This is a genomic window from Nocardia sp. NPDC004415 (assembly GCF_053602435.1).
Window position 1 is genome coordinate 1 of sequence record NZ_JBSGDP010000032.1, and the last position, 22736, is coordinate 22736.

Genomic DNA, 22736 nt, shown 5'->3' on the forward strand with positions numbered 1-22736 from the left:
GTGGTGTTCAGACGTGTGCTATTCCAATCTGGCGTAATCCGAATAGGCCGCCCGCCCCGCAGCGCCAACCGGCCGCGCACTGGTGCTGTGCGCGGCCGGTCGAGGTCATCGGGTGCGGCGAACCTACAGGCTGCGGGCGATGATTTCTTTCATGATCTCGTTGGTGCCCGCGTAGATGAGCTGGACGCGGTTGTCGACCCACATGCGCGCGATCGGGTACTCGTTCATGTAGCCGTAGCCACCGAAGAGCTGCAGGCAGGTGTCGGCGATCTGCATGGCGCGGTCGGTGGTCCACCACTTGGCCATGGCGACGGTGGGGATGTCGAGCTCGCCGCGGATGTGCTTCTCGACGCAGTCGTCGATGAACACCCGCGCGATGCGCGCCTCGGTGGCGACCTCGGCCAGCTTGAACTTGGTGTTCTGGAATCCGAAGACCGGACGGCCGAAGGCTTCGCGCTCCTTGGTGTAGCGCAGGGTGTGGTCCAGGGCGACCTCCATGCCCGCGACCGCGCCCATCGACACGATCAGGCGCTCCTGCGGCAGCTGCTGCATGAGCTGGATGAAGCCCTGACCCTCCTGGGTGCCGAGCAGGTTGGTCACCGGGACGCGCACGTCCTCGAAGAACAGCTCGGAGGTGTCCTGGCCCTTCTGGCCGATCTTGTCCAGCACGCGGCCGCGACGGAACCCGGCGCGGTCGGCCTCGACCAGTACCAGCGAGACACCGGCGGCGCCCTGGGTGGGGTCGGTCTTGGCGACCAGGATGATCAGGTCGGCCTGGGCGCCGTTGGTGATGAAGGTCTTGGACCCGTTGATGACGTACTCGTCGCCGTCGCGGATGGCCTTGGCCTTGACGGCCTGCAGGTCCGAGCCGGTGCCGGGCTCGGTCATCGCGATGGCGCCGACGACCTCACCGCTGGCCATCTTGGGCAGCCACTGCTTCTTCTGCTCCTCGGTGCCGTAGGCGAGCAGGTAGTGCGCGACGATGCCGTTGTGCAGGCTGACGCCCCACGAGGTGTCGACCGCGCGGGCCTGCTCCTCCATGAGCACGGCCTCGTGGGCGAAGGTGCCGCCACCGCCGCCGTACTCCTCCGGGATCGACAGACACAGCAGGCCCACTTCGCCGGCCTTGTTCCACAGGTCGCGGTCCACGTGGTGCTGCTCGCGGTACTTGTCGATGTTCGGCACGAGTTCCTTGGCCATGAAAGCGCGGGCGAGGTCGCGCAGGGCGTCCAGGTCCTCGTTCATCCAGCTGGAACGATTGGCGGCCATCGAGTCTCCTTACGGCTCGGCACAGCACCGGTCCAGATGTGACCGGTGGTTACGGCTACCAGTGTGCACCAGTATTGGCGCCGTGACAATAATATCGCGAAAATGGCCTCTCACCAGCGGATCATCGGTAGCGGAGACAGTGGATGGATGAGTGCGCGGCGCATCGTGAGCTCCGCGAGCTTGAGGTGGAAACCGCTGTCCGGGAGCTGCCGGACGACGCCCACATAGGTGGCGAAGGACAGGCCGAAGCGCCGCGCGCCGCAGGAGACATCGATCAGATCCGCGCGGCGGAACAGTTCCACCGGATCGGCGGCGCGACCGGCCGGGCGGATCCGGTGGTGGTCGCGGATCATCCGGCAGACCAGCTCGGACAGGTCCTCGCGGCCGTGCGCGATCAGCCAGTCGCCCGCCAGCGCGCAGGAGGGCTCGAGATAGTCGAAGGTGCCCGCGGCCCAGATGCCCAGATCGTGGAAGGTGGCCGCGGTGACGAACTCCTCGCGTCCGCTCGGCGGCGGTCCCGGAGCGCCGGTGCGCGCGAACAGCAGGTCTGCGAAGCGCAGAACGCGCAGGACGTGGTGCTGGTAGGCCTTGCGGTCGGCGCCCAGGCGCGCGATCCACGGCTCGAGCCGGTCGGCGACGGCGCGGTCCGGCTCGGTGTACTCGGTCAATTCTCCACCCTCGGAATCGATCTCGCGGGCGAGCCCCGAACCCCTTCGGCGGCCCCCCGTTTCGGCCTACCCTATGGCGCGGGCGGCCACGTCGCCCGGTGAACCGACACGCCCGGCCCGCACGGGACACGAACGATGTTCGGCAACAGTCGGGCACCGAACGGCCGGAAACTCCGGTCCCGGCGGCGGGCGGCGATTATCTTCGCAGCCCACGAAATCCGCAGGATCTGTTGCGCGTGTCGCGCGCGGCGCGCCGTGTCTGGGGAGCGGTGTCCGAGCATCGGTTTCGCGCTCGAGGGTGGATGGACTAAGAATGGCGTGTGCCGTTCACACGTGTGGTCACCCGCCTGCCTTCGCGACGCCGGGGCGGTGGTGTGGCATGACCATCGAGACTCCGCTCGAGGACGACGTCACCCAGCTCGCCCAGCGCGTCGAACGCGCGCGCGGGCGCCTGGCCTATCAATTCGATCCGGCGCTCACCGACGCGCTGTCGGAAGACGAGCTGCGCGCCGAACGGGAACTCGCCGAACGCATCCGTGAACAGGATCGCGAACAGCGCTGGAAACACACCCAGGCGATGGCCCAGGCCTCCGACCGCGCCCGACAGACCACCGAAGCAATCGAGAAGGCCGACATGCGAGATCTGCTGCTCGCCAGAAAGGCGATGGCCTCCCAGCGGCGCGAATCGAGCCCGCACGCGAAGCTGGCTTCGCTGTACCGGCATCGGTCGTGGTCGCTCAAAGCGCTGGCGGGCGTCGTCGGCGCGGGCATGCTGTGGTCGGCGGTGAACGTCCAGCAGAACATCGCGCCCGGTGGGCCCAGCGATCCGCTGTTCTGGTTCAGCTATCTGCTCGAGGCGATGATCAGCGTCTGCCTGATCATCATCATGGTCGGCACCAACAAGGTCGCCGAGTGGGGCGTCATCGACAACCGGCGCCAGGTCGCGCTCGCCGAACTGGCGCTGCTCGGCCTGACCGTCACACTCAACACCTATCCCTATGTGCGCGACGGGCGCTGGTACGACGCCGCGGTGCACGCGGTGGCGCCGGTGATGATCGGTGTCGCGCTGCTCATCCACGACGCGGCCAGCGCGCGCTACGGCCTGGCCATCACCCGCGCGACCAGCCAGATCCGGGACATGCCCGATCCGGCCGAGAGCCTGCTCAACCGGCAGCCCACCGACTCGGTGCGCCTGACCTATCAGCCGCCGATGCCCGGGCTGTCGAGCCCGGAGCCGCCCGCCGCGACCGCCCCCACGGTGCCCGTCACCCGTGAGCCCGCCTGGACGCCGAGCGAGCCGGTCGGCAACGGCCGCCCCACCGAGAAGCGCAAGCGGTTCGGCATCGGCAAGCCGTCGGCCTCGGACAAGGCCACCAAGAAGTCCACGGTGCCCGCCGCCGCGCCCGAGCCCGCGCCCAAGCCGGCCGAGCCCACCGAGGCGACCAAGCCCGCCGACGCGGTCCCCGCCGCCCGCAAGAGCACCATCTCCGACATCGAGGCGCGCGTCGAGAAGGCCTTCGCGGAGGCCAACTTCGGCTACGAGGCCATCGAGCCGGTCAATGTCTACGACACCGGCCAGTTCCGCATCGCCGAGAGCCTGGAGCAGGAACTCAACGCCATGCGCGAGGCCCGTCGCCAGGCCCGCAAGGAACGCGCGGGCTCCTAGATCCCGATCGACCATCGTCCGGCGGCGCACCCCAGGGTGTGCCGCCGGACTTTTTCGTCAGCCGAACAGGCCGCCGCCGTGGCCCGCCTGCTGGCCGCCGCCGGTGCCGCCGATCAGGCCGCCAGGGGGCAGCTCCGAGGGCTGGACGATGACGAAACCGCGGCCGGTGAACGACAGGGTGCTGGCCTCGCCGGTGCTGCGGCCCATCAGGCGGCCCAGGCCGAAGGAGTCGTTGCGCTTGATGCCGGTCTGCAGGCTCGACGACCAGGCGACGGCGGCATTGGGGTCGGCGTAGGTGGCCTGGTCGACGCTGAGGACCACCGGGGAGCCGTGGGTGGTGATGGCGATGCGGCCGCGGCCGGTGAACACGCAGTTGAACAGGCCCGCGTTGGAGGCGTAGCTCGCGGCGCCCTGGACGCGGCCGATGTCGTACTGCAGGGTCGGGTCGAAGGCGAGGACATTGGCGCCGTTGATGGTGAGCCCGTCGGTGCCGTCGAGATCGATGAGGTGCACGTCGGCGGCGCTGTTGGCCAGGAACAGGTCACCGCGCCCGCTGACCTTCATCAACGGCACACCCTCCCCGGTCAGGTGCTGGCGGATGGCCCGCCCGATCCCGCCGGAACCCAGGGCCTGGAACTGCAATTCACCCTGATAGGCCACCATCGACCCGGCCCGCGCCATCACCTCCCCGTTGAGGCCGACCTTGACCATCTTGCCGCCCTGTTTCTGGATACCGAGGCCGTTGACCTCGGCGTGCGAGGGATCGAACAGGTCGCTGTGCACGGGCTGGGCTCCTTGCTGAGAGGCGTACGAAGGCTGGTGCTGTCCGGGCGGGACACCCGGTCCGCCCGGGTACGGCGGCGGCGGGTTGTGCGGAGCCGCGGCCGGGCCGCCCGGAAACCGACCGGGAGGGGCGCCCGGCGGGGGCGCGAACTGGCCCGGATGCGCGGGTGGGTACTGCCCGGGAGGGGGTGCGGAGGGCGGATAGGCCACGGTGGGGTCGGTGCGGGACGGGGGAGCCGGTTCGGGTTCGTCGTCGAGGTTCACGCCGAATGCCGACGCGATCCCGGCGAGCCCGTCGTCGTAGCCCTGGCCGATGGCCCGCACCTTCCAGCCGCCACCGCGCCGGTAGATCTCCACGCACACCACGCCGCTCTCGGTGGTCAGCCCGGAGATCGGGAAAGTCAGTGTGTCCGAACCGGATCCGATGGTGGCGGTGAGCTGGCCGACGGCGGCGAAGGTGGCGGGGCCGCGGCCGTCGAGGCTGGCGGTGACCACCACCCGGTCGATGTCGGCGGGCAGGGCCGAGGTCCGCACCTGTACCACGTCGGGGCCGCCGTTGCCGTGCCGGTAGACCACGCCCGGCCCGGTGGGCTGGTTGAAGAACACGAAGTCGGCGTCGGAGCGCACCACCCCGGCCTCGGTGAGCAGCAGGGCCGACACGTCGACCGAGGCCGAGCTGGCCACGGTCACGGTCAGCTGGTCACCGGGCGCGGGCCGGTTCTCCCCACGAGCCAGCGCGGTCACGACACCACACTCCGCGAACGGGAGGTTTGTCCGATTCGGAAGTCTTCCACGACCTCGATAGTGCCGTGTGTGCCGCGACCGCGCCAGCGTCAGCCGCGATCCAGCGCGATCTCCAGATGCACGGTCTGGAACCCGCTGTGGGGGCCGCGCGCGTCGTGCACGATCCGGCCGAAGGTCTGCCAGAACTCCAGTGCGCCGGGGGTGCGCGCGTCGGTGTGCAGGTAGAGCCGGTCGAACGCGGGGGTGTCGCGCACATGGGCGACGGCGGCCTGGACCAGCCGGGTGGCGAGCCCGTGCCGCTGGTGTTCGGGCCGCACATAGACCCGGAACAGCTGGGCGGTGGTCTCGTCGGGATAGCGCGCGGCGAGTTCGGCCGGGTGCGGCGGATGCGCGGGCCCCTGGGCGCGGATCGCGGTGGTGGCCACGACGACGCCGTCGAGTTCGGCCACCCACAGCCGGTTACGCGGATGCCGCAGGTACGCGGTGTCCGGATCGATCACGTCCTGGTGGTATTCGGGCAGGTAGCCGATGCCGAAGACCTGATAGAAGGTGTCGAGCATGACGCTGCGCGCACCCGCGAGATCCTCGGCCCGCGCGAGCCGGACCCGGTATCCGGCGGCGACGGCCGTCATCGCAGCGCGCCGAGTTCGCGATCGAGCACTTCCAGCCCCTCGACGGCGACCGGCCCCGGACCGGTGTACCCGAAGGGCGCCACGATGATCCGGTCCGAGCGCAGGGCGCTCAGCCCGGCCAGCTCGGTGCGTTGCCGCAGCGCCGCGCGCACCGATTCGGGGGTCTGATCGCCCTGGGTGAGCAGGATGATCACCTCCGGATCGCGGGCCAGCAGGGTTTCGGTGCCGATCTCGAAATTGCGCTTGGTGACATCGCCGTAGACATTGTCCAGCCCGAGGATGCGCATCTGCTCGTCGACGGTGCTCTGGGTGCCGTACGCCTTGAGCTGGGCGCCGTCGCGGGAGATGATCAGCGCCGCCGCCTTGGTGCGGGCCTTGTCGTCGCGGTGCCGCTCGGTGACGGCGTCCACCCGGGCGCGCAGCGCGCTGACCTCGGCGTCGGCGGCGGCCGAGGTGCCGAAGAGCTTTCCGTAGAGGGTGATGTCGGCGAGGATGTCGTCGAGGGAGCCCTTGGCGTCGCGGCAGTACCCGCGGGTGACGATCAGCGGGATGTTCACCGCGGCCAGGTCTTCGGGCGTCACCGACAGGCCCTCGACGCTGACCACCAGATCCGGGGTCCGGTTGATGATCTCCTCGCGCGCGAGTTCGGCGGTGGGCGCGGTGATCTCGATACCTTCCAGAGCCTTGCCGTACTGGCCGGGGAACGAGGCCGCCTCGAAGGTTCGGGTGACGATGTGGTCGGCGGCACCGGCGGCCGCGATGAGCGGCGCCGCCACCGAGCCGACCGTGACGACCCGCTGTGGTGGGCCGCTGAAGGTGACATCGCGTCCGCAGCTCGAGATCGTCATCGGGAAGCCCGGTGCCGTGGCGGTGGCGGCGGGCGCGGGTGTACCGCAGCCGGCGACCAGCACGCTGGTGAGCAGCGCGAAGGCGGGAATCGCCGGGCGGCGCAACGGGAGGGTGTTCATGGTGTTCCTTTCGGGGAGTGCGAAATTCAGGACGCGCGCAGCCTGCGGATGAGCACGAGCAGCAGGGGCGCGCCGACGGCGGCGGTCACGATGCCGAGCGGCAGCTCGCGCGGCGCGAACACGGTGCGCGCGGCCACATCGGCGATCACCAGGAACAGCGCCCCGAGCAATGCGCTCACCACCAGCAGCTGCCGGTGCGTGCCCCCGACGCACAGCCGCGCGACATGCGGCACGATCAGCCCGACGAAGCCGATCGCCCCCGCGACGGCCACCACGGAACCGACCGCCAGCGCCACGATCAGCAGCGCCCACAGCCGCACCCGCTGCGGGGCGACGCCGAGGGTGCGCGCGGTGTCCTCGCCCGCGGCCAGCGCGTCCAGGCGCGGGGCCATGAGCAGCACCGCGAGGCAGGCCGCCGCCACGACGGCCGCGGTGGTCGCCACCGAGGCCCAGCCCGCCGAGGCCAGCGAGCCGAGCAGCCAGAACAGCACGGTCCGGGCGGCTTCGGGCCGGTCGGAGGCGAAGACCAGGAAGCTGGTGGCCGCGGCGAAGATGTAGCCGATGGTCACCCCGGCCAGCAGCAGCCGCAGCGAGGTGAGCTGCCCGTTCATCCGGGCGATCACGAACAGCAGCACGGTCGCGGCCAGCGCGCCGGCGAACGCGCTGGCCGCCAGCGCCGCCGTCGTGGTCGCCGCGGTGACACCGAAGAGCAGATACACCGCGGCCCCGGTGGACGCGCCCGAGGTGACGCCGAGAATGTGCGGGTCGGCCAGCACATTGCGCACCACGGTCTGCAGCACCGCGCCGCTGACCGCCAGCGCGGCCCCGACCAGCGCGCCCAGCAGCACCCGGGGCACCCGCACCAGCCAGACGATGGAGTCCTGCGCGGTGCTCCAGTCGGCGACCTCCGGGAGGCCGACGGTGTGCCCGCCGATGATCCGCAGCACCGTCATGGGCGGGACCGTCACCGGCCCGAGCCCGGCGGCCAGCACGACCGCGAGGCCCAGTGCGGCGGTGAGTCCGCCGATCCACCAGCGGGTGCGGCCACGGTGGCCCGCGTGGTCGAGGTCGTCGACGCCGGGGTCGTCGAGCAGCGTCGTGGTCATCGGGCGGTGGCCTTTCGCAGGGTGGGGTCGACCGGTTCGTCCGCGGGGAGCTCGGCGGCCGGGCCGAACAGGAGCTGGACGGCACCGAACGCGCTGGTCCGGCGCACGGTGATGCCGTAGACGGGCTCGAGGACGCGCGGTGTGAGCACCTCCTCGACCGGTCCCGCCGCGACGATGCGACCCCCGTCGAGCAACACCAGCCGGTCGCAGTAGCGCGCGGCGAGATTGAGTTCGTGCAGCACGACGATGGTCGTGGTGGTGGCGAGTTCGCGGACCAGGCCGAGCAATTCGTGCTGGTAGCGGATGTCGAGGTGGTTGGTCGGTTCGTCGAGCAGCAGGTGGTCGGCCTGCTGGGCCAGCGCCCTGGCGATGAGCACGCGCTGGCGTTCACCGCCGGACAGGGTGGCGTAGGCGCGGTCGGCCAGCGCGCGGGCGCCCACCCGTTCGAGGGCGGCCGCGGCGGCGATCCGGTCGGCCCGCGAATAGCCCTGGAACGCGCCGACCCACGGCGAGCGGCCGAGCAGCACGGTCTCGGCCACCGTCACCGGCGTATCGGGCGGGGATTCCTGGGCGACCACGGCCAGCCGCGCGGCCAGTTCGCGCCCGCGCAGAGCCTGCACCGGCGTCTCGTCGATCACCACCGTCCCGCCCGCGGGCCGCAGCGCGCGGTACATCAGCCGCAGCAGTGTCGACTTGCCCGACCCGTTGGGCCCGATCAGCCCGACGGTCTCGCCGCGCTCGGTGTGGAAGGTGATGTCGTCGAGGGTGATTCGCCCGTCGTAGGAGAAGCGGAGCTGGTCGACGGTGATCATGACGGAGGACTCCCGGGGAGGACGGCGGGGTGCGCCGGGTGGGCGGTGTGGTCGACGGGATGCGGGCGCGCGGTGGGTCGCGCTGCCGGTCGCCACGAGTGATGGATGCCGGTCGCGCAGGCGAACTCGGCGCAGATCGCCTGGGCTCCGGCGAGTTTCGCGCGGTAGTGCGGGTCGTCCTCGGCGAGCAGGATGCCGGTCGTTGTCCCGCTGTGGGCCACGACCACGCCGAGACCACCCAGCGCGCGCGTCGCCGTGATCGTGGACTCGAGGTGCGGCCGCGTCCGCGTACACAACATCGCGCTGCGCGTCGACACGGCACCGACGGTGGCGAGGTCACCGCGGGTGACGGCGGTGCTCAACTCGGCCAGCAGCGCACTGTACTCACGCTTGGTCGCAGTGCTGAAACACGGTTCGCTGCGGTTGAATTCGACGGTGTCGACCAGCCCGCCCTCGTCCCCGGTGACGATGGTGAGCGCGGGCAGGGTCCCCAGCCGGGCGAGCAACCGCACCTCGCGGTGGCAGTAGGCGACCGTGCCCGGATACATCACACCGTCGGACGGCTCGATGGCCCGCAGATCGGCTTCGATCTCGGCGACCGGCAGCGGCCTGCGTTCGGCGTCGGCGACCGCGCGGGCGGTGGCGACCAGATCGGCGGTGGAACTGGCCAGCCCCTTGCCCTCGGGCAGGTCGCCGCGCAGGGTCAGCCGTCCACCGCGCAGCACGCGCGAACGAGCGACCATCGCCTTCGCCAGCCGCAGGGCCTTGAACTTGTGCGGCGGGGCCACACTGACGGGCTCGGGTCCCGGCTCGAACACGGCGATCGACCCGCCCCGGATGGGCAGTGTGACGAGAAAGTGCCGGTCGTGCTCGGTGACGCCCTGGAGCAGCTCACCGCAGCTACCGACCGCCCTTCCGGTCCCGGTGCGCGGTGGGTGGATCACCGTCATCGCGCGACCGACCCGGCGCCAGACCGGATCGCCACCTCGGCGGTAGGGGAGGTGCCTTCAGGTGTGGAATCCGGTCCGGGTGCCGTGGGGTGCGGAGCAGTCATCGGGGTGCTGACCTTTCGGAGGGGGCGTGGAGTGCGAAGTGTCCGGGGACGGGGGAGACTCGGCGGCGGGCAACAGGTTTCGTCGATGCAGGGCGAGAACGGCGAGGGCCGAGGCCATTCCGGCGCCCGCGCACAGCAGGGCGGGCGGCCAGCTCAGCGCGCCACCGGTGCGGTCGAGGACAGCGCCGGTGAGGGCGGTACCCGCGACCGTGCACAGGCCCGAGGCCAGGTAGAACGCGCCGAAGTAGGTGCCGGTGAGCCGGTCGTCGGCGAAGCGGCCGATGGCCTCGTTGACGAAGGGCTGGGCCGCGGTCACGCCGAGGGCGAGCACGATGGCGGCCAGCACCACCGGCGCGACCCGGATCGCGGTGCCCGCGAACCCGTCTCCCACGGTGCCGATCAGCCCGGTGCAGGCGGGCGGGATGAGAAAGGCCGCGCCGATGACGGCCATGCCCGCAGCCATCGCCGGACCACGCCGTGGCGAGCGCGCCAGCACCGCGGTGACCCGCACCTGCAAGGCCACCACCGCGATCGTCTCCACCACGAACAACGCGGCCACCGCCGCCGGCCCGTGCCCGGGCGCGGCACTGTCCTGGGCTTGCAGGGTGAACAGGAAATAGATCTGGCTCTGCAACGCGAACATCGGCATCAGCGCCAGCGCGAACGCCCAGAACCGGCGGTCGGTGAACACCGTCGCGAAATCGGCGCCGAGCCCGGCGGTGGGGGTGGGCACCGGACGCACCGGCAGCAGCGCCCACTGCAGCACCGCGAGCACCGCGAAGATCGCCGCGGCCACCACCGCGCTCATCCGGAAACCCGCAGCGATCAGCACCGTGCCCACCACGGGCCCGATCGCGGCACCGGCATTGCCGAACACGGCGAACAGCGCGAACGCCTGGGCCGAGCGGGTGCCGCTGTCACGGGCGATGAGCGCGCGCACGGCCGGATTGAACAGGGCCCCCGCGAAACCGGTCAGCACCGCGGCGGCCAGCACCACCGGCAGCGAGCCGCCGACCGCGAACAGCGCGAAGCCGATCGCGCGGATGGCCAGCCCCGCGGTGATCACCCCGCGCGCACCGAGCCGGTCGGCCGCCGAACCGCCGACCAGGAACAGCCCCTGCTGACTCAGATTGCGCACGCCGAGCACGATGCCGACCACGGCCGCCGAGAGGGCCAGGTCGTCGAGCAGATAGTCGGCCAGGAACGGAACCAGCAGGTAGAAGCCGATATGGCCGACGAGATGGTTCATCAACAGCAGCCGCACAGCCCACGGCAGCGCGGCGAATTCCCTCACGCGCGCACCCCGGCCGGATCGCGGACCAGCGTGCACCGGCCCCAGCCGCGCACCTCGTGGTCGGGTGTGGCGACGGTCGCCGGTTCGGTGGCGGCTGGGGCGAACAGGCCGTTGGCCCGGCACCAGGTGTCGTCGTAGATGGTGCGCAGGTAGCGGTGCGGCCCGTCGGGGAACACCGTGAGCACCCGGTTGCCGGGCGCGCGCTCGGCCGCCCAGCCCGCCACCAGCGCGGCCGCACCGGTGCTCCAGCCGCCCGCGAGTCCGGTGGCCGCCGCCAGCCGACGGCACGAGGCCACCGCTTCGGCCGCGCCCACCCAGTGCACCTCGTCGAAATCGGGATAGGCCACATTGCGCGGCAGGATGCTGCTGCCGAGCCCGCGCATGAGCCTGCGCCGGTCGGGCTGGCCGAAGATCCGCGAGCCGACCGCGTCCACCCCGATCACCCGCAGCGCGGGCCAGCGGGTGCGCAGGACACGGGTAAGCCCGGCGCAATGGCCGCCCGACCCGATCGAGGCGACCAGCACATCGACCTGCTCGACCTGGGCCAGGATCTCCTCACCCATCGCGCGATAGCCGCCCGCGTTGTCGGGGTTGTCGTACTGGTCGGGCCAGTACGCGCCCGGTATCGCGGCCCGCAGCTCGGCCAGCCGGTCCAGCCGGGCCTGCTGCCAGCCGCCCACGGGATGCTGTTCGGTGACCACCTCCAACCGCACGCCGTAGGCGCAGAACAGCGCGCGCAGATCGGGTTCCAGTTCATCGTCGACGACCAGCACCACCGGATGGCCGAGTGCCTTACCGGCCAGCACGAGTCCCATGCCCAAGGTGCCACTGGTGGATTCGATGATGGGCGCGCCCGGCGCCAGATCACCGCGGGCCGCGGCGGCCCGCAGCATCGAGACGGCGGCGCGTGCCTTCATCCCGGCGATGCTCGCCGACTCCAATTTGGCCGTGTACCAGTTCGTTCCGGCCGGAACCCGGACGACGGGGGTGCGGCCGATGAGCTCGAGCAGGGCGGGCTGGGGCGCGGTCATCGCCGCTCCCGATAGGTGAGGATGGTGCTGGATCCGCCGTCGAGGGAGAAGAACGGATACGGCTCCGCCGAGACCGCGTGCACCCCGCTGCCGAGGAACCATGGCAGCACGCCGCTGCCGGATTGCGCGAACAGCACCAGCGGCAGGCCGCGTGCGAGCGCGACGGCCCGCAACTCGTCGAAACTGCCGTTACCCAGCGACATTCCGGTGACCAGCAGCGCGTCATAGTCGTCCGGCGCGGCCTCGACCGACTCGAACACCGGCTCACCCCACTCGGTGACCCCGCCCGCCAGATCGCACGGCAGATACCCGATCGACCGGTCCCGCAACTCGGCCAGCAGCGACCCGACCACCCCGACCACCAGCACCCGGCGGACATCGCCGGGCAGCAGATCGACCACGACCTCGGCGCGGCGGCGCGATTTGGTCAGCGAGGTCGGCCCCTCGATCACCACCGGCGTCCCCTCGATTCCGGCGGCGCGCGGATGGGGACAACTGTGCAGGAGATAGGCGTCGAGCGCGGCGATACGGACCGGTGGCGACGGGTGGTCGAGCAGCTCGGCCACGGTGGCCGCGACACAGTCGTCGACGAGTTCGCCGGTGGCCGAACCGGGTTCGACACCACACGATCCGACGGCGGCCCCGACCCGGATGCTGAGCACCTCGTTGCGGTAGCCGCCGGTGCGGCCCGGGTGGCGGGTGCCGTAGCTGGTGCGGAACGCGGTCGAGGCGCGCAGGGTGGCGGGGTCGGGCCCGAGCAGGCCGTCGCGGGCGGCGGCGAGCAGGTCGTCCACCGAGGCCGGACGCAGGGTGGAGTCGATCACGCGGCACCACCGTCGAGCTCGAACCGGACATCGTCGATCAGTGCGCGCGCGAGATCACGTGCGGTGCCGGGGTTCTCGTCGGTGACCAGTACATGGCCGAGATAGCTGTTGTTGTCGGTCGCGGGGCGCACCACGGTGCCGGGGTCGGCGAGGCGATGCTCGACGATCCGCGAGTCGTCGGCCCAGCCATCCGTGCCGTTGATCCGGGTCAGCGTGCCCGCGCGGTCGGGCACGGCGAATGCCACTGCCGCACTGGCGATACCGGTCTCGCGCGGTGTGAGATCGGGGACGGCGCCCGTCACCACCTGGGCTTGGACAGCGGTGAGATCGATGCCGGTGACCCGGCGCACCAGTTCGGTGATCCGATTGCCACCCGGGCGGGGGTTCACCTCGATCAGCCGTGGGCCGCGCGCGCCGAGCCGGATCTCGGTGTGCGCCACCGTCGCATCGAGACCGAGCGCCTCGACCGCCGCCACCGCCAGATCGGTGATCGCCGTGGTGTCGGCGGGGGAGAGGGCGGCGGGAAACATGTGCCCGCATTCGATGAAGGCCGGGGCGCCGGTGAGCTGCTTGTCGGTCACCCCGATCACGGTGGTCCGGCCGCCGGCGGTCACCGTCTCCACACTGAATTCCGGGCCGTCCACGCACTCTTCGAGCAGGATCTGCGGTGCTCGCCGCTGGCCGCGCGCGTTCACGCCGAAGGCGGCGATCCGGTCCACCGCGGCACGCAACTCGTCGTCGTCGGCGACCAGGGTGACGAACATCCCGCCGCACAGGTCGACCGGCTTCACCACCAGCGGATAGCCGATTTCCTTCGCGGCGAGGGCGATCTCGTCCCATCCCCGCGCGATGGCGAAGTCCGGGCCCGCCACCCCGGCGGCCCGGGTCACCTCCCTGGTCCGGTCCTTGGCGCAGGCGTCGGCGACCGCCGCTCGGCCCGGACCGGGCAGGCCCAGATCCGCGGCGATGGCGGCGACCGTCGGCAGGTAGTAGTCGCAGGAGGTGAGCACGCCGTCGAAACCGAAGACGCCGTGCAGATCCCGCACGAACGGCAGCAGCGCCGCCTCGTCGTTGGTCTCGGCCGTGAACACGTTCTCCGCGCTCAGCAGCGGATGGGGATGCGTGCTCGCGGTGCGCAGATAGTGCCCGAGATCCCTGGTCAGAAAGCTGAACCGGTGTCCGCTGTCCGCGATACCAGCCGGGAGCAGGCTGCTCATCGAGCCGACCCAGCTCTCCACCATCAGTAGATGTCCCACGTGTCCTCCAAGCCCTCCATCAAGGTGTAAATGATAACCATTATCGTTAATATGTCGATAGTCGAGCATCCGTTCGACCGGAACCTGATGAGGAAAACGCATGTTGTTGAGGAAAATCGTTGCGCCCATGGCTCTTTCGCTGGCGGCGCTGACCGTCACGGCCGGGACCGGTCAGGCGCAGGCCCCCGAGCAGCCGGTCTCGTTCACCGCGCACGCCACCGACACCGCCTCGATCATCGAGATCGAGCACGGCGACCTGGTCGTAGCCGACGGCGCCCTCCAGGTGCGTGACCGGGCGGGCACGGTGGTCGCGGCCACCCCGCTGACCTTCACCCTCGACGACTTCCAGTTCCCGATCGCGGCCGAGATCAGCGGCGGCAAGGCCACCCTGACCCCCCAGCTGGACATGGCCGAGGCCGTCTACAAGCCGGTCGCCCTGCCGTTCGAGGACAAGGCGCCGTGGAAGTCCGAGTACGACCGTGAGCAGGCCGCCTGGTCGCGCATGACCAGCACCATCAGCCTCGGCGCCGCCATCGGCACCCTCGTCGGCGGCCTCGGCGGCGCGGCCGTGGGCTGCGTGCTCGGCGGGATCGCCGGGGCCACCATCGCCTCGGCCACCATCGTCGGCCTGTTCGGCCCGTTCATCCCCGCCGCCGCGGTCGGCTGCATCGGCGGCGTGCTCGCCATGGGTTCGCTGGGCGCGGTCGCCGGCCAGATCTTCATCACCGCGCCGGTGGCGGTCGGTGCGGCCATCCAGTACTTCACCACGATCAACCAGCCCTTCACCGCTCCGGCGAAGTAGGCGACCGGTCCCGCGGCGGGGTCCGTCGCGGGACTGAGGGAATGCTGTGGAATCTCGTTACCGCCGCGAAGGGCCGCCCCGGCGGATTACGCTGCGGCTATGAGCTCTGCGGTCCATGGATTCACCGATGACGCACTGGGCACGCTCGACGCCGTCGGGGTGGCCAGGGCCTTGCGGGCGGGCGAGGTGACGCGGGCGGAGGTGATCGCGGCGGCCGTGGCCCGCACCGAGCGGGTCGATCCGAGTCTGGACGCCGTCCAGGTGCGGTGTTTCGAGCGGGCCGCCGCGTCACCGGAGACGGCGGGCGTGTTCGCCGGGGTCCCGGCCTTCGTCAAGGACAACACCGATATCGCCGGGCTGCCCAGCTGCCACGGGTCGGCGGCGTTCACCCCGCACCCCGCCACCGCCACCGGGGGACCGGGTGCGCAGTTCCTGCATTCGGGCGTGGTGGTGCTGGGCAAGTCGACGCTGCCGGAGTTCGGTCTCACCGCCAGTACCGAGTTCGTCGGCCGGGCACCGACCCGCAATCCGTGGAATCCGGAGTACTCGGCGGGCGCGTCCTCGGGCGGGTCGGCGGCGCTGGTCGCGGCCGGTGTGGTGCCGATCGCGCACGCCAACGACGGCGGCGGTTCGATCCGCATCCCGGCCGCGGCCAACGGCCTGGTCGGGCTGAAGACCACCCGCAACCGGCTGCTGGACCAGCCCGGCGCGCGCAGCCTGCCGGTGCAGCTGGTCACCGAGGGCGTGCTCACCCGCTCGGTCCGCGACACCGCGCACTATCTGGCCGCGGTCGAGCAGTTCGCGCCGAATCCGAAGCTGCCGCCGGTCGGGCTGGTCGAGGGACCCACCGCGCGCCGCCTGCGCGTCGGGCTGATCACCGCCGATGTGCTGGGCCGCCCGGTCCACCCCGACAACGCGACGGTGCTGGATTCGGCGGCGGCCGTGCTCACCGGCCTCGGCCACGAGATCGTCGAGATGCGCCTGGACGTGGACCCACGCTTCGTCGAGGACTTCAAGCAGTACTGGGCGGTGATGGCCGCGGCCATGACGCTGTCGTTCCGGATCGGGCACCGCGGCTATTTCGACGCGGGCAAACTCGATCCGTTCACCAAGGGCCTGATCGGCCTGGTCAAGCGCAACCCGTTCGCCACCGCGGCGGCCACCTGGCGGCTGCGTTCGGGAACGGCCACCTACGACCGGCATTTCGCCGAGGTCGACGTGCTGCTGACCCCGGTGCTCTCGCATCCGGCGCCGCGGATCGGTGAGCTGGCACCCGGGCAGCCCTTCGAGGAACTGTTCACCAAGCTGGTCGACTACGTCGGGTTCACTCCGCTCAACAATGTCGGCGGTGGGCCGGGCATCTCGGTGCCGCACGGCCTGCTGCCCGCGGGTCTGCCGGGTTCGGTCCAGCTCGCCGCCCGCCGTGGCGACGAGCGGACCCTGCTCGACCTGGCCTATCAGCTGGAGGCGACGAGCCCTTTCCCCAGGATCGTCGACCGTCCGGCCGCCGCGGGCGCCGCCTGATCAGTTCGGCCGCGCGGCCACATTGATCGGGCGCAGCCGTCCGGGGCTGGCGGTCCCGGCCTCGAAGGCCCAGTGCTCCCCGGTCCAGCCGGGGTGGTCGAGCCGCCAGCGCTCGACCAGGCGCGCGTCCTCGAGCGAGGTGACGACCCCGGCCGAGCCGGTGTACTGCAACCGCTCGTACTTGTGACGGGTGATGGTGTCGACCGAGTCGACGGTGGCAAGCGAGGACATGGACCCTCCGGGGATCGCGAGGAACGGTGAGGTGTGTGACGAGAGCGCTCCCCGGACCGCTGGTCCGGGTGGCCGCGGTGGCGCGTCACCGCTCGAACCCGAGTATGCCGCGCACCGTCTCGACACGGTGGTCTTTTTGAAAATCCTGTTCTTCCGATTAACAGGTATTCGCCTGGGCATCGCGAAGATCGGCGAAAGGGTTACGCCTCACCAATTGGGGCGCACGCGTCCCGGCGTGACGACTTTTGCCAGCGCCTGCCTGACCTGCGAAAGCGTGTTCGCGCCGAGCGTTTCGCCCCAGCCGCGGGTGAATTCGGCGAGCGCGGCGTCGGCGGCTCTGGTGCACGCCCAGCCGCGTTCGGTGAGGGTGATCAGCCGGGCGCGCGCGTCGTCGGGATGGGGATTGCGGTCGGCGTAGCCCTTGGTCACGAGCTCCTCGACCAGCTGACTGGCCGCCTGCTTGGTGACGCCCAGATGCTCGGCGATCTCACCCACGGTCGCCCCGTCGGGCGCCATGCGCACGAAGGCGAAACCGTGCGCGGGGCGGATGTCGGGGAAGCCCGCAGCGGCGACACCGTCCTGCACCGCCCGGCTCACCTCGGCCGCCGCGGCGAGCAACAGCAGCGGAAGGTCGCCGGTGGGCGGCGGATTCGTCGGCACGACAGCCATTGTGGCACTTGACAAGATAGTCAACCAGATTGACTATATAGGCAAGTTGCTTGACTGATCGGAGAGATCCATGCCTGTCGTCCGCGCCGCCGACGCACCCGTCCACGAGGTCCACAACGCCCGCTTCACCTCGCTCATCCGCCCCGGCGTCGGCAGCGCCGAGCTGTGCGTCTGGCAGACCGAGGTCACGCCCGGCTCCACCGGCGTGCCGCATCGCATCCTCGGCGAGGAAGCCTTCGTGTTGCTGTCGGGGGAGGTGACGCTGACCGTCGACGGCGAATCCGCCGACCTGCGTCCCGGCGACGCCGCCGTCGCCCCGGCGGGCGCGACCATCGCCCTCGCCAACGCGGGACGGGTGCCCGCGGCGCTGCTCGTCACCGTGCGGGCGGGGTTCGCTGCCGAGTTGCCCGACGGCTCGACCTTCACCCCGCCCTGGGCATCCTGAGCCGTCAACAGCCCTGTTTCGGGCCTTGAACTTGAAAGTTCGGTGACCCGAACAATATAATTCCGGAATGAGGGTTGGGTTTCACTGTGCGCCGGGCCGCCGGGCGCTGTCGGCGGTAGTTCTGAGTGTCCTGGCGATCGCGCTCACCGCCTGTGGTGGGGTGGGCGCCGAGGACGACGGCAAGAAGGTCGTCCTCACGACCTTCACCGTGCTGGCCGACATGGCCCGCAATGTCGCGGGCGACCATCTGCGGGTGGAGTCGATCACCAAGGTCGGGGCCGAGATCCACGGCTACGAACCCACCCCGGGCGACATCAAGAAGGCCGCCAAGGCCGACCTGATCCTGGACAACGGCCTGAACCTGGAGGCCTGGTTCGCCCAGTTCGTCGCCGACCTGGACGTGCCGCACGCGGTGGTCAGCGAGGGTGTCACCCCGATGGACATCGGCGAGGACGCCTACCGCGGCAAGCCCAACCCGCACGCCTGGATGTCGCCGGTGAACGCGCAGATCTACGTCGACAACATGGTCCGCGCCTTCACCGACCTCGACCCCGGCAACGCCGCCGCCTACCGCGCCAACGGTGACGCCTACAAGGCCGAACTCGGCGCCGTCCGCGACGACCTGACCGCCGCGGTGAACACCCTGCCCACCGACCACCGCGCCCTGGTGACCTGCGAGGGCGCCTTCTCCTACCTGGCCCGCGACGCCGGGCTCACCGAGAAGTACATCTGGCCGGTCAACGCCGAACAGCAGGCCACCCCGCAGCAGATCGGCTCGGCCATCGACTTCGTGCGCCAGCGCGGGGTGCCCGCGGTGTTCTGCGAGTCGACGGTGTCCGACGCGCCCATGCAGCGTGTCGTCGAGGCCACCGGCGCCCGCTTCGGTGGCACCCTGTACGTCGACTCGCTCTCCGAGTCCGACGGCCCCGTCCCCACCTACCTGCAGCTCATCCGCCACGACGCGACCACCATCGCGACCGCCCTGTCCGGAGTGCCCAAGTGACCGCACCGGTTGTCGAGATCCAGGACGTGACAGTCCATTACGCGGACGTGCTCGCCCTCGACAATGTCGAGCTGACCTTGAAATCGGGCCGCGTCTGCGGGCTGATCGGCATGAACGGCTCGGGCAAGTCGACCCTGTTCAAGACCGTCATGGGCCTGGTCACCCCCGATCGCGGCCGGGTGCTGATCAACGGTCTCGCCCCCGCCGCCGCCCGCAAGGCGGGCACCCTCGGCTACGTCCCGCAATCCGAGGACGTGGACTGGAGCTTCCCGCTCTCGGTCCGCGATGTCGTGATGACCGGCCGCTACGGGAAGATGGGCTTCACCCGGCGCGCGAGCAGGGCCGACCGCGCCGCCGTCGCCGACGCGCTGGCCCGCGTCGACCTCACCGACCTGGCCGACCGCCAGATCGGCCAGCTCTCCGGCGGGCAGAAGAAGCGGGCGTTCGTGGCCCGCGGCATCGCCCAGGAGGCCACCATCCTGCTGCTCGACGAGCCGTTCGCGGGTGTCGACAAGCGGTCCGAGGCCACCATCACCGCGCTGCTGCGCGAGCTGGCCGCCGACGGCGCGACCATCCTCGTCTCCACCCACGACCTGCACGCGCTGCCCGCCCTGGCCGACGAGGCCGTGCTGCTCAACCGCCGGGTGCTCGAACACGGCGACCCGGATGTGGTGCTGCGCCCGGAGAACCTGGCCAAGGCCTTCGGCCTCGATGTGGACGCGTGAGGAAATCCTGATGAGCCTCGAAGAATTCTTCGTCGAACCGCTGCGCTACGAATTCATGGTGCGCGCGCTGGCGACCACGGTCACCGCGGCGCTGGTGTGCGCGGTGCTGTCGTGCTGGCTGGTGCTGATCGGCTGGTCGCTGATGGGCGACGCCGTCTCCCATGCCGTGCTGCCCGGTGTGGTGCTGGCCTACATCGTCGGCTGGCCGTTCGCGGTCGGGGCGGTGGTGTTCGGGTTCCTCGCCGTCGCGCTGATCGGCGTCGTGCGCGACACCAGCCGGGTCAAGGAGGACGCCGCCATCGGCATCGTGTTCACCACGCTGTTCGCCTTCGGCCTGGTCCTGGTCTCGGTGACCCCGAGCCAAACCGACCTCAACCACATCGTTTTCGGCAATCTGCTCGGCGTGAGCCGGGGCGAGATGGTCCAGATCATGATCCTGGCCGCCATCGTCCTCACGGCGCTGGTCCTCAAGCGCCGCGACTTCACCCTCTACGCCTTCGACGCCACCCACGCCCACGCGATCGGCCTGAATCCCCGCGTCCTCGGCACCGCCCTGCTGGCCCTGCTGGCCCTCACCTCGGTCGTCGCCCTGCAAGCCGTCGGCGTCGTGCTGGTGGTCGCCATGCTGATCATCCCCGGCGCCACCGCCTACCTGCTCACCGACCGCTTCTCCCGCATGCTGCTCATCGCCCCCACCATCTCGGTCCTCTGCGCCGTCACCGGCCTCTACCTCAGCTACCACCTCGACACCGCCGCCGGCGGCATGGTCGTCGTCACCCAGGGCGTGGCCTTCACCCTCGTCTACCTCTTCGCCCCCCGCCACGGCATCATCGGCCGCCGCCTCACCACCGCCCGCGCCCGCGCGGCTACGGCCGCCGAGGTGTAGGTGACCTGTCGGTCGGTGCTGCGATGATCGGGCGCATGGATGTGACCGGGGACGATGTTCGTGCCGTAGCTCTCGCGCTGCCCGAGGTCGGTGAGCAGTTCGCCTGGGGGATGCCGATTTTCAAGGTCGCGGGGAGGTTGTTTCTCACGTTGCCGGAGGAGGAGAGCTCGATGGCGGTGCGGTGTCCGATCATCGATCGTGACGAGCTGGTGGCGGCCGAGCCGGAGAAGTTCTGGATCGCGGCGCACGAGGCGAACAATGCGTGGGTGCGGGTGCGGCTGGCGGCCCTCGACGATCGCGACGAGCTCGCCGCCATCGTCACCGATTCCTGGCGGCAAGCCGCGCCCCGCGCCCTGGTCGCCGACCAGGAGGGTGGTTAGACCGGGGTGATGGTGGCCTCGATGGTCTGGATCGAGTCGGTCGGGATGACGAAGGTCTCGACGATCTCGACGGTGGTCAGGCGCACGCCCGCGACACCCGTGTCGAGCAGGTAGCGGGTGGTGACGGTGTCGCCGGCTTCGGACATGGTCAGCTCGCGGATGCCCTGGATGACGCGGTACTGCGGGCCGTGCTCGAGATCGTGGGCCAGCTGCGGGCCGGAGTAGCCGGTCTGGAATCCGGCTTCGATACGGGTCGCGTCGGGGGCGAAGGGGACGGCGCTCGCGTCGTGGGAGACCAGGGCGTCGAGGTAGCTGCGGGCGATGGCCTGGCGTGGGGTGTCGGCCGGATCCGCTTGCGCCGCAGCGCTTGCCGTGCCGAGGGTGAGCAGCACGGCGGCCAGGGCTGAAACGTGGGTGATTCGCATGCAGAGATGCTGGCGGTCCGGACCGGTCCGCGCAAGCGGGGACCGGTAGGCTCGGAGCTCCTATGGCACTCAGCGCAACCCTGCACCACTTCGCCGTCCAGCTCGCCGACGTCGACCGCGGCGTCTACACCGACCTCGAGCTGCGGGTCGCCCGCCACCCCTCGGAGACCCTCGGGTACATGGTCACCCGCATCCTCGCCTACTGCCTGCAGTACGAGGAGGGCATCGTGTTCAGCGAGGGCGGCATCTCGGCCACCGACGAACCCGCCGTGCAGATCCGCGATCTGACCGGCCGGGTCACCGCCTGGATCGAGGTCGGCGCGCCCGACGCCGACCGGGTGCACCGGGGCAGCAAACTCGCCGGGCGCGCGGCGGTCTACACCCACCGCGATCCGGCCAAGGTGCTGGCCCAGTACGCGGGCAAGAAGATCCATCGCGCCGAGCAGATCCCGCTCTACGGCGTCGAGCGCGCCTTCGTCGACGCGGCCGCCGCACTCGTCGACCGCCGCAACACCGCCACCCTCTCGGTCACCGAGGGTGTGCTCTACCTGGACCTCAACGGCACCAGCCTGCGCGGGGAGATCGCCGAACACCGGCTGGCCTGAGCCCGTATCGTCGCCAGGGTGTCAGATCTCAGCGTGATGAGCCGGTTCGTGCTGCCCGCGTTCCTGCGGCTCACCCGCCGCAACCGCAAGTACCTCGACGTGGCCGCGGCGCACGCCTACATCGCGCAGTGCGCGGCCTCGCCCGCGAGCTACCTGCCGCCCAAGCGGCTGCGCGGGGTGACGGTGACGCAAACTGAGGACCACGGGTGGCCGGTGTTCACCCTCACGCCGTCCTCGGGACGCTCGCGCGGCGGGCTGGTCTACGCGCACGGCGGTGGCTGGGTGGGCGAGATCGCCACACCGCACTGGCGGCTGGCCGCGCGCCTGGCCGCCGAGCTGGATCTCACGGTCACCGTCCCCATCTACCCGCTGATCCCCACCGGCACCGCGGCCCAGGTGATCCCGTGGTTCGCCGGTCTCGTCCTGGACAGCGCCGAACGCCACGGCCCGACCTTCCTGGCCGGTGATTCCGCGGGCGGCCAGATCGCGCTGTCCACCGCCCTGTACCTGCGCGACACTGCCCAGACGAAAGTGCCACGCACGGTGGTGATCTCACCCGCCGTCGACCTCACCCTGGAGAACCCGGCCATCGACACCGTCCTGCCCGACGACCCCTGGCTCGGCCGCGACGGCGCCCTGGTCTTCGGCAACCTCTGGCGCGGCGACCTGCCCATGAAGCACCCCATGGTGAGCCCCCTGTTCGGCGACTTCACCGGCCTCGGCCCCCTCACCGTCTACAGCGGCACCCACGACATCCTCAACCCCGACACCCGCCTGCTCGTCGACAAGGCCACCGCCGCCGGCGTCGACGTCGACTATCACGAGGCCACCGGCCTGGTCCACGTCTACCCCCTCACGCCGACACCCGAGGGCGCCCGCGCGCGGGACCATCTCGTCGCGACCCTCCGCGCCGACCTGGACGGCTGAGTGTCGC

General features: G+C 70.8%; 25 protein-coding genes. 10 read left to right on the forward strand and 15 right to left on the reverse strand.

The window, feature by feature from the left end:
* Nucleotides 1–123 precede the first annotated feature (123 nt).
* Both ACWEMY_RS16825 and ACWEMY_RS16830 read right to left on the reverse strand, forming a co-directional pair.
* Nucleotides 124–1269, reverse strand: a complete 1146-nt coding sequence (locus ACWEMY_RS16825) for an acyl-CoA dehydrogenase family protein (protein WP_336082884.1) — start codon at nt 1267–1269, stop codon at nt 124–126.
* Between the two features lie 110 nt (nt 1270–1379).
* Complete coding sequence (locus ACWEMY_RS16830; RefSeq protein ID WP_375937242.1) at nt 1380–1937, reverse strand: hypothetical protein; 558 nt, start codon at nt 1935–1937, stop codon at nt 1380–1382.
* A gap of 379 nt (nt 1938–2316) precedes the next feature.
* Between ACWEMY_RS16830 and ACWEMY_RS16835 the strand changes: the two genes are divergently transcribed.
* Nucleotides 2317–3603 (forward strand): hypothetical protein, encoded by a 1287-nt coding sequence (locus ACWEMY_RS16835; protein WP_452390751.1) that lies wholly within the window; start codon nt 2317–2319, stop codon nt 3601–3603.
* A 57-nt stretch (nt 3604–3660) separates the two neighbouring features.
* Here ACWEMY_RS16835 and ACWEMY_RS16840 read toward each other — a convergent pair whose 3' ends face one another.
* The 10 genes from ACWEMY_RS16840 to ACWEMY_RS16885 all read right to left on the reverse strand — a co-directional run bounded on the left by ACWEMY_RS16840 (nt 3661) and on the right by ACWEMY_RS16885 (nt 14107).
* Nucleotides 3661–5130, reverse strand: coding sequence for an AIM24 family protein (locus tag ACWEMY_RS16840; protein WP_452390752.1), 1470 nt, complete (start codon nt 5128–5130; stop codon nt 3661–3663).
* 89 nt (nt 5131–5219) lie between these two features.
* Complete coding sequence (locus ACWEMY_RS16845; RefSeq protein WP_452390753.1) at nt 5220–5762, reverse strand: GNAT family N-acetyltransferase; 543 nt, start codon at nt 5760–5762, stop codon at nt 5220–5222.
* Nucleotides 5759–6730, reverse strand: coding sequence for an ABC transporter substrate-binding protein (locus ACWEMY_RS16850; RefSeq protein ID WP_452390754.1), 972 nt, complete (start codon nt 6728–6730; stop codon nt 5759–5761). The genes ACWEMY_RS16845 and ACWEMY_RS16850 overlap by 4 nt, the downstream gene beginning before the upstream one ends.
* Before the next feature lie 26 nt (nt 6731–6756).
* Nucleotides 6757–7836 carry a FecCD family ABC transporter permease gene (locus tag ACWEMY_RS16855; RefSeq protein ID WP_452390755.1) on the reverse strand — a complete coding sequence of 360 codons (1080 nt, stop codon included), beginning with the start codon at nt 7834–7836 and terminating at the stop codon, nt 6757–6759.
* Nucleotides 7833–8648, reverse strand: a complete 816-nt coding sequence (locus tag ACWEMY_RS16860) for an ABC transporter ATP-binding protein (protein ID WP_452390756.1) — start codon at nt 8646–8648, stop codon at nt 7833–7835. Before ACWEMY_RS16860 ends, ACWEMY_RS16855 begins: the two co-directional genes overlap by 4 nt.
* Entirely contained in the window at nt 8645–9598 is a 954-nt protein-coding gene (locus ACWEMY_RS16865; RefSeq protein ID WP_452390757.1) for a GHMP family kinase ATP-binding protein, read from the reverse strand. The genes ACWEMY_RS16860 and ACWEMY_RS16865 overlap by 4 nt, the downstream gene beginning before the upstream one ends.
* A 57-nt stretch (nt 9599–9655) precedes the next feature.
* Nucleotides 9656–10996, reverse strand: coding sequence for an MFS transporter (locus ACWEMY_RS16870; RefSeq protein WP_452390758.1), 1341 nt, complete (start codon nt 10994–10996; stop codon nt 9656–9658).
* Entirely contained in the window at nt 10993–12027 is a 1035-nt protein-coding gene (locus ACWEMY_RS16875; RefSeq protein WP_452390759.1) for a PLP-dependent cysteine synthase family protein, read from the reverse strand. Before ACWEMY_RS16875 ends, ACWEMY_RS16870 begins: the two co-directional genes overlap by 4 nt.
* A complete protein-coding gene (locus ACWEMY_RS16880; protein ID WP_452390760.1) occupies nt 12024–12851 on the reverse strand; it encodes a hypothetical protein in 828 nt (275 codons plus the stop codon). Before ACWEMY_RS16880 ends, ACWEMY_RS16875 begins: the two co-directional genes overlap by 4 nt.
* Nucleotides 12848–14107 carry an ATP-grasp domain-containing protein gene (locus ACWEMY_RS16885; protein WP_452390761.1) on the reverse strand — a complete coding sequence of 420 codons (1260 nt, stop codon included), beginning with the start codon at nt 14105–14107 and terminating at the stop codon, nt 12848–12850. Before ACWEMY_RS16885 ends, ACWEMY_RS16880 begins: the two co-directional genes overlap by 4 nt.
* Before the next feature lie 127 nt (nt 14108–14234).
* Here ACWEMY_RS16885 and ACWEMY_RS16890 point away from each other — a divergent pair, with 127 nt between their 5' ends.
* Nucleotides 14235–14909: a hypothetical protein gene (locus tag ACWEMY_RS16890; RefSeq protein WP_452390762.1), complete on the forward strand. Its 675-nt coding sequence runs from the start codon at nt 14235–14237 to the stop codon at nt 14907–14909.
* Between the two features lie 99 nt (nt 14910–15008).
* The gene (locus ACWEMY_RS16895; protein WP_452390763.1) at nt 15009–16433 is read left to right on the forward strand and encodes an amidase; all 1425 of its coding nucleotides are present in this window, start codon (nt 15009–15011) and stop codon (nt 16431–16433) included.
* Here the strand turns inward: ACWEMY_RS16895 and ACWEMY_RS16900 are convergent, their stop codons facing one another.
* Both ACWEMY_RS16900 and ACWEMY_RS16905 read right to left on the reverse strand, forming a co-directional pair.
* On the reverse strand, nt 16434–16664 hold the full coding sequence (locus tag ACWEMY_RS16900; protein WP_375937200.1) for a hypothetical protein: 231 nt from the start codon (nt 16662–16664) through the stop codon (nt 16434–16436).
* A 207-nt stretch (nt 16665–16871) separates the two neighbouring features.
* Entirely contained in the window at nt 16872–17333 is a 462-nt protein-coding gene (locus ACWEMY_RS16905) for a MarR family winged helix-turn-helix transcriptional regulator (protein WP_375937197.1), read from the reverse strand.
* Nucleotides 17334–17403: 70 nt separating this feature from the next.
* On the opposite strand from ACWEMY_RS16905, the gene ACWEMY_RS16910 reads away from it, so the two are divergent.
* The 5 genes from ACWEMY_RS16910 to ACWEMY_RS16930 all read left to right on the forward strand — a co-directional run bounded on the left by ACWEMY_RS16910 (nt 17404) and on the right by ACWEMY_RS16930 (nt 20772).
* Nucleotides 17404–17778, forward strand: coding sequence for a cupin domain-containing protein (locus tag ACWEMY_RS16910; protein ID WP_452390764.1), 375 nt, complete (start codon nt 17404–17406; stop codon nt 17776–17778).
* Nucleotides 17779–17845: 67 nt separating this feature from the next.
* Complete coding sequence (locus tag ACWEMY_RS16915; RefSeq protein ID WP_452390765.1) at nt 17846–18781, forward strand: metal ABC transporter substrate-binding protein; 936 nt, start codon at nt 17846–17848, stop codon at nt 18779–18781.
* Nucleotides 18778–19506, forward strand: a complete 729-nt coding sequence (locus tag ACWEMY_RS16920) for a metal ABC transporter ATP-binding protein (protein ID WP_452390766.1) — start codon at nt 18778–18780, stop codon at nt 19504–19506. Before ACWEMY_RS16915 ends, ACWEMY_RS16920 begins: the two co-directional genes overlap by 4 nt.
* Before the next feature lie 10 nt (nt 19507–19516).
* Nucleotides 19517–20392 (forward strand): metal ABC transporter permease, encoded by an 876-nt coding sequence (locus tag ACWEMY_RS16925; protein WP_375937185.1) that lies wholly within the window; start codon nt 19517–19519, stop codon nt 20390–20392.
* Nucleotides 20393–20427: 35 nt separating this feature from the next.
* Nucleotides 20428–20772: an MmcQ/YjbR family DNA-binding protein gene (locus tag ACWEMY_RS16930; RefSeq protein ID WP_452390767.1), complete on the forward strand. Its 345-nt coding sequence runs from the start codon at nt 20428–20430 to the stop codon at nt 20770–20772.
* Here ACWEMY_RS16930 and ACWEMY_RS16935 read toward each other — a convergent pair.
* Entirely contained in the window at nt 20769–21197 is a 429-nt protein-coding gene (locus tag ACWEMY_RS16935; RefSeq protein ID WP_452390768.1) for a hypothetical protein, read from the reverse strand. The genes ACWEMY_RS16930 and ACWEMY_RS16935 overlap by 4 nt on opposite strands.
* Before the next feature lie 62 nt (nt 21198–21259).
* Between ACWEMY_RS16935 and ACWEMY_RS16940 the strand changes: the two genes are divergently transcribed.
* On the forward strand, nt 21260–21802 hold the full coding sequence (locus tag ACWEMY_RS16940; RefSeq protein WP_452390769.1) for a YaeQ family protein: 543 nt from the start codon (nt 21260–21262) through the stop codon (nt 21800–21802).
* An 18-nt stretch (nt 21803–21820) separates the two neighbouring features.
* Nucleotides 21821–22729 (forward strand): alpha/beta hydrolase fold domain-containing protein, encoded by a 909-nt coding sequence (locus ACWEMY_RS16945; RefSeq protein WP_452390770.1) that lies wholly within the window; start codon nt 21821–21823, stop codon nt 22727–22729.
* The last annotated feature ends 7 nt before the right edge of the window (nt 22730–22736 follow it).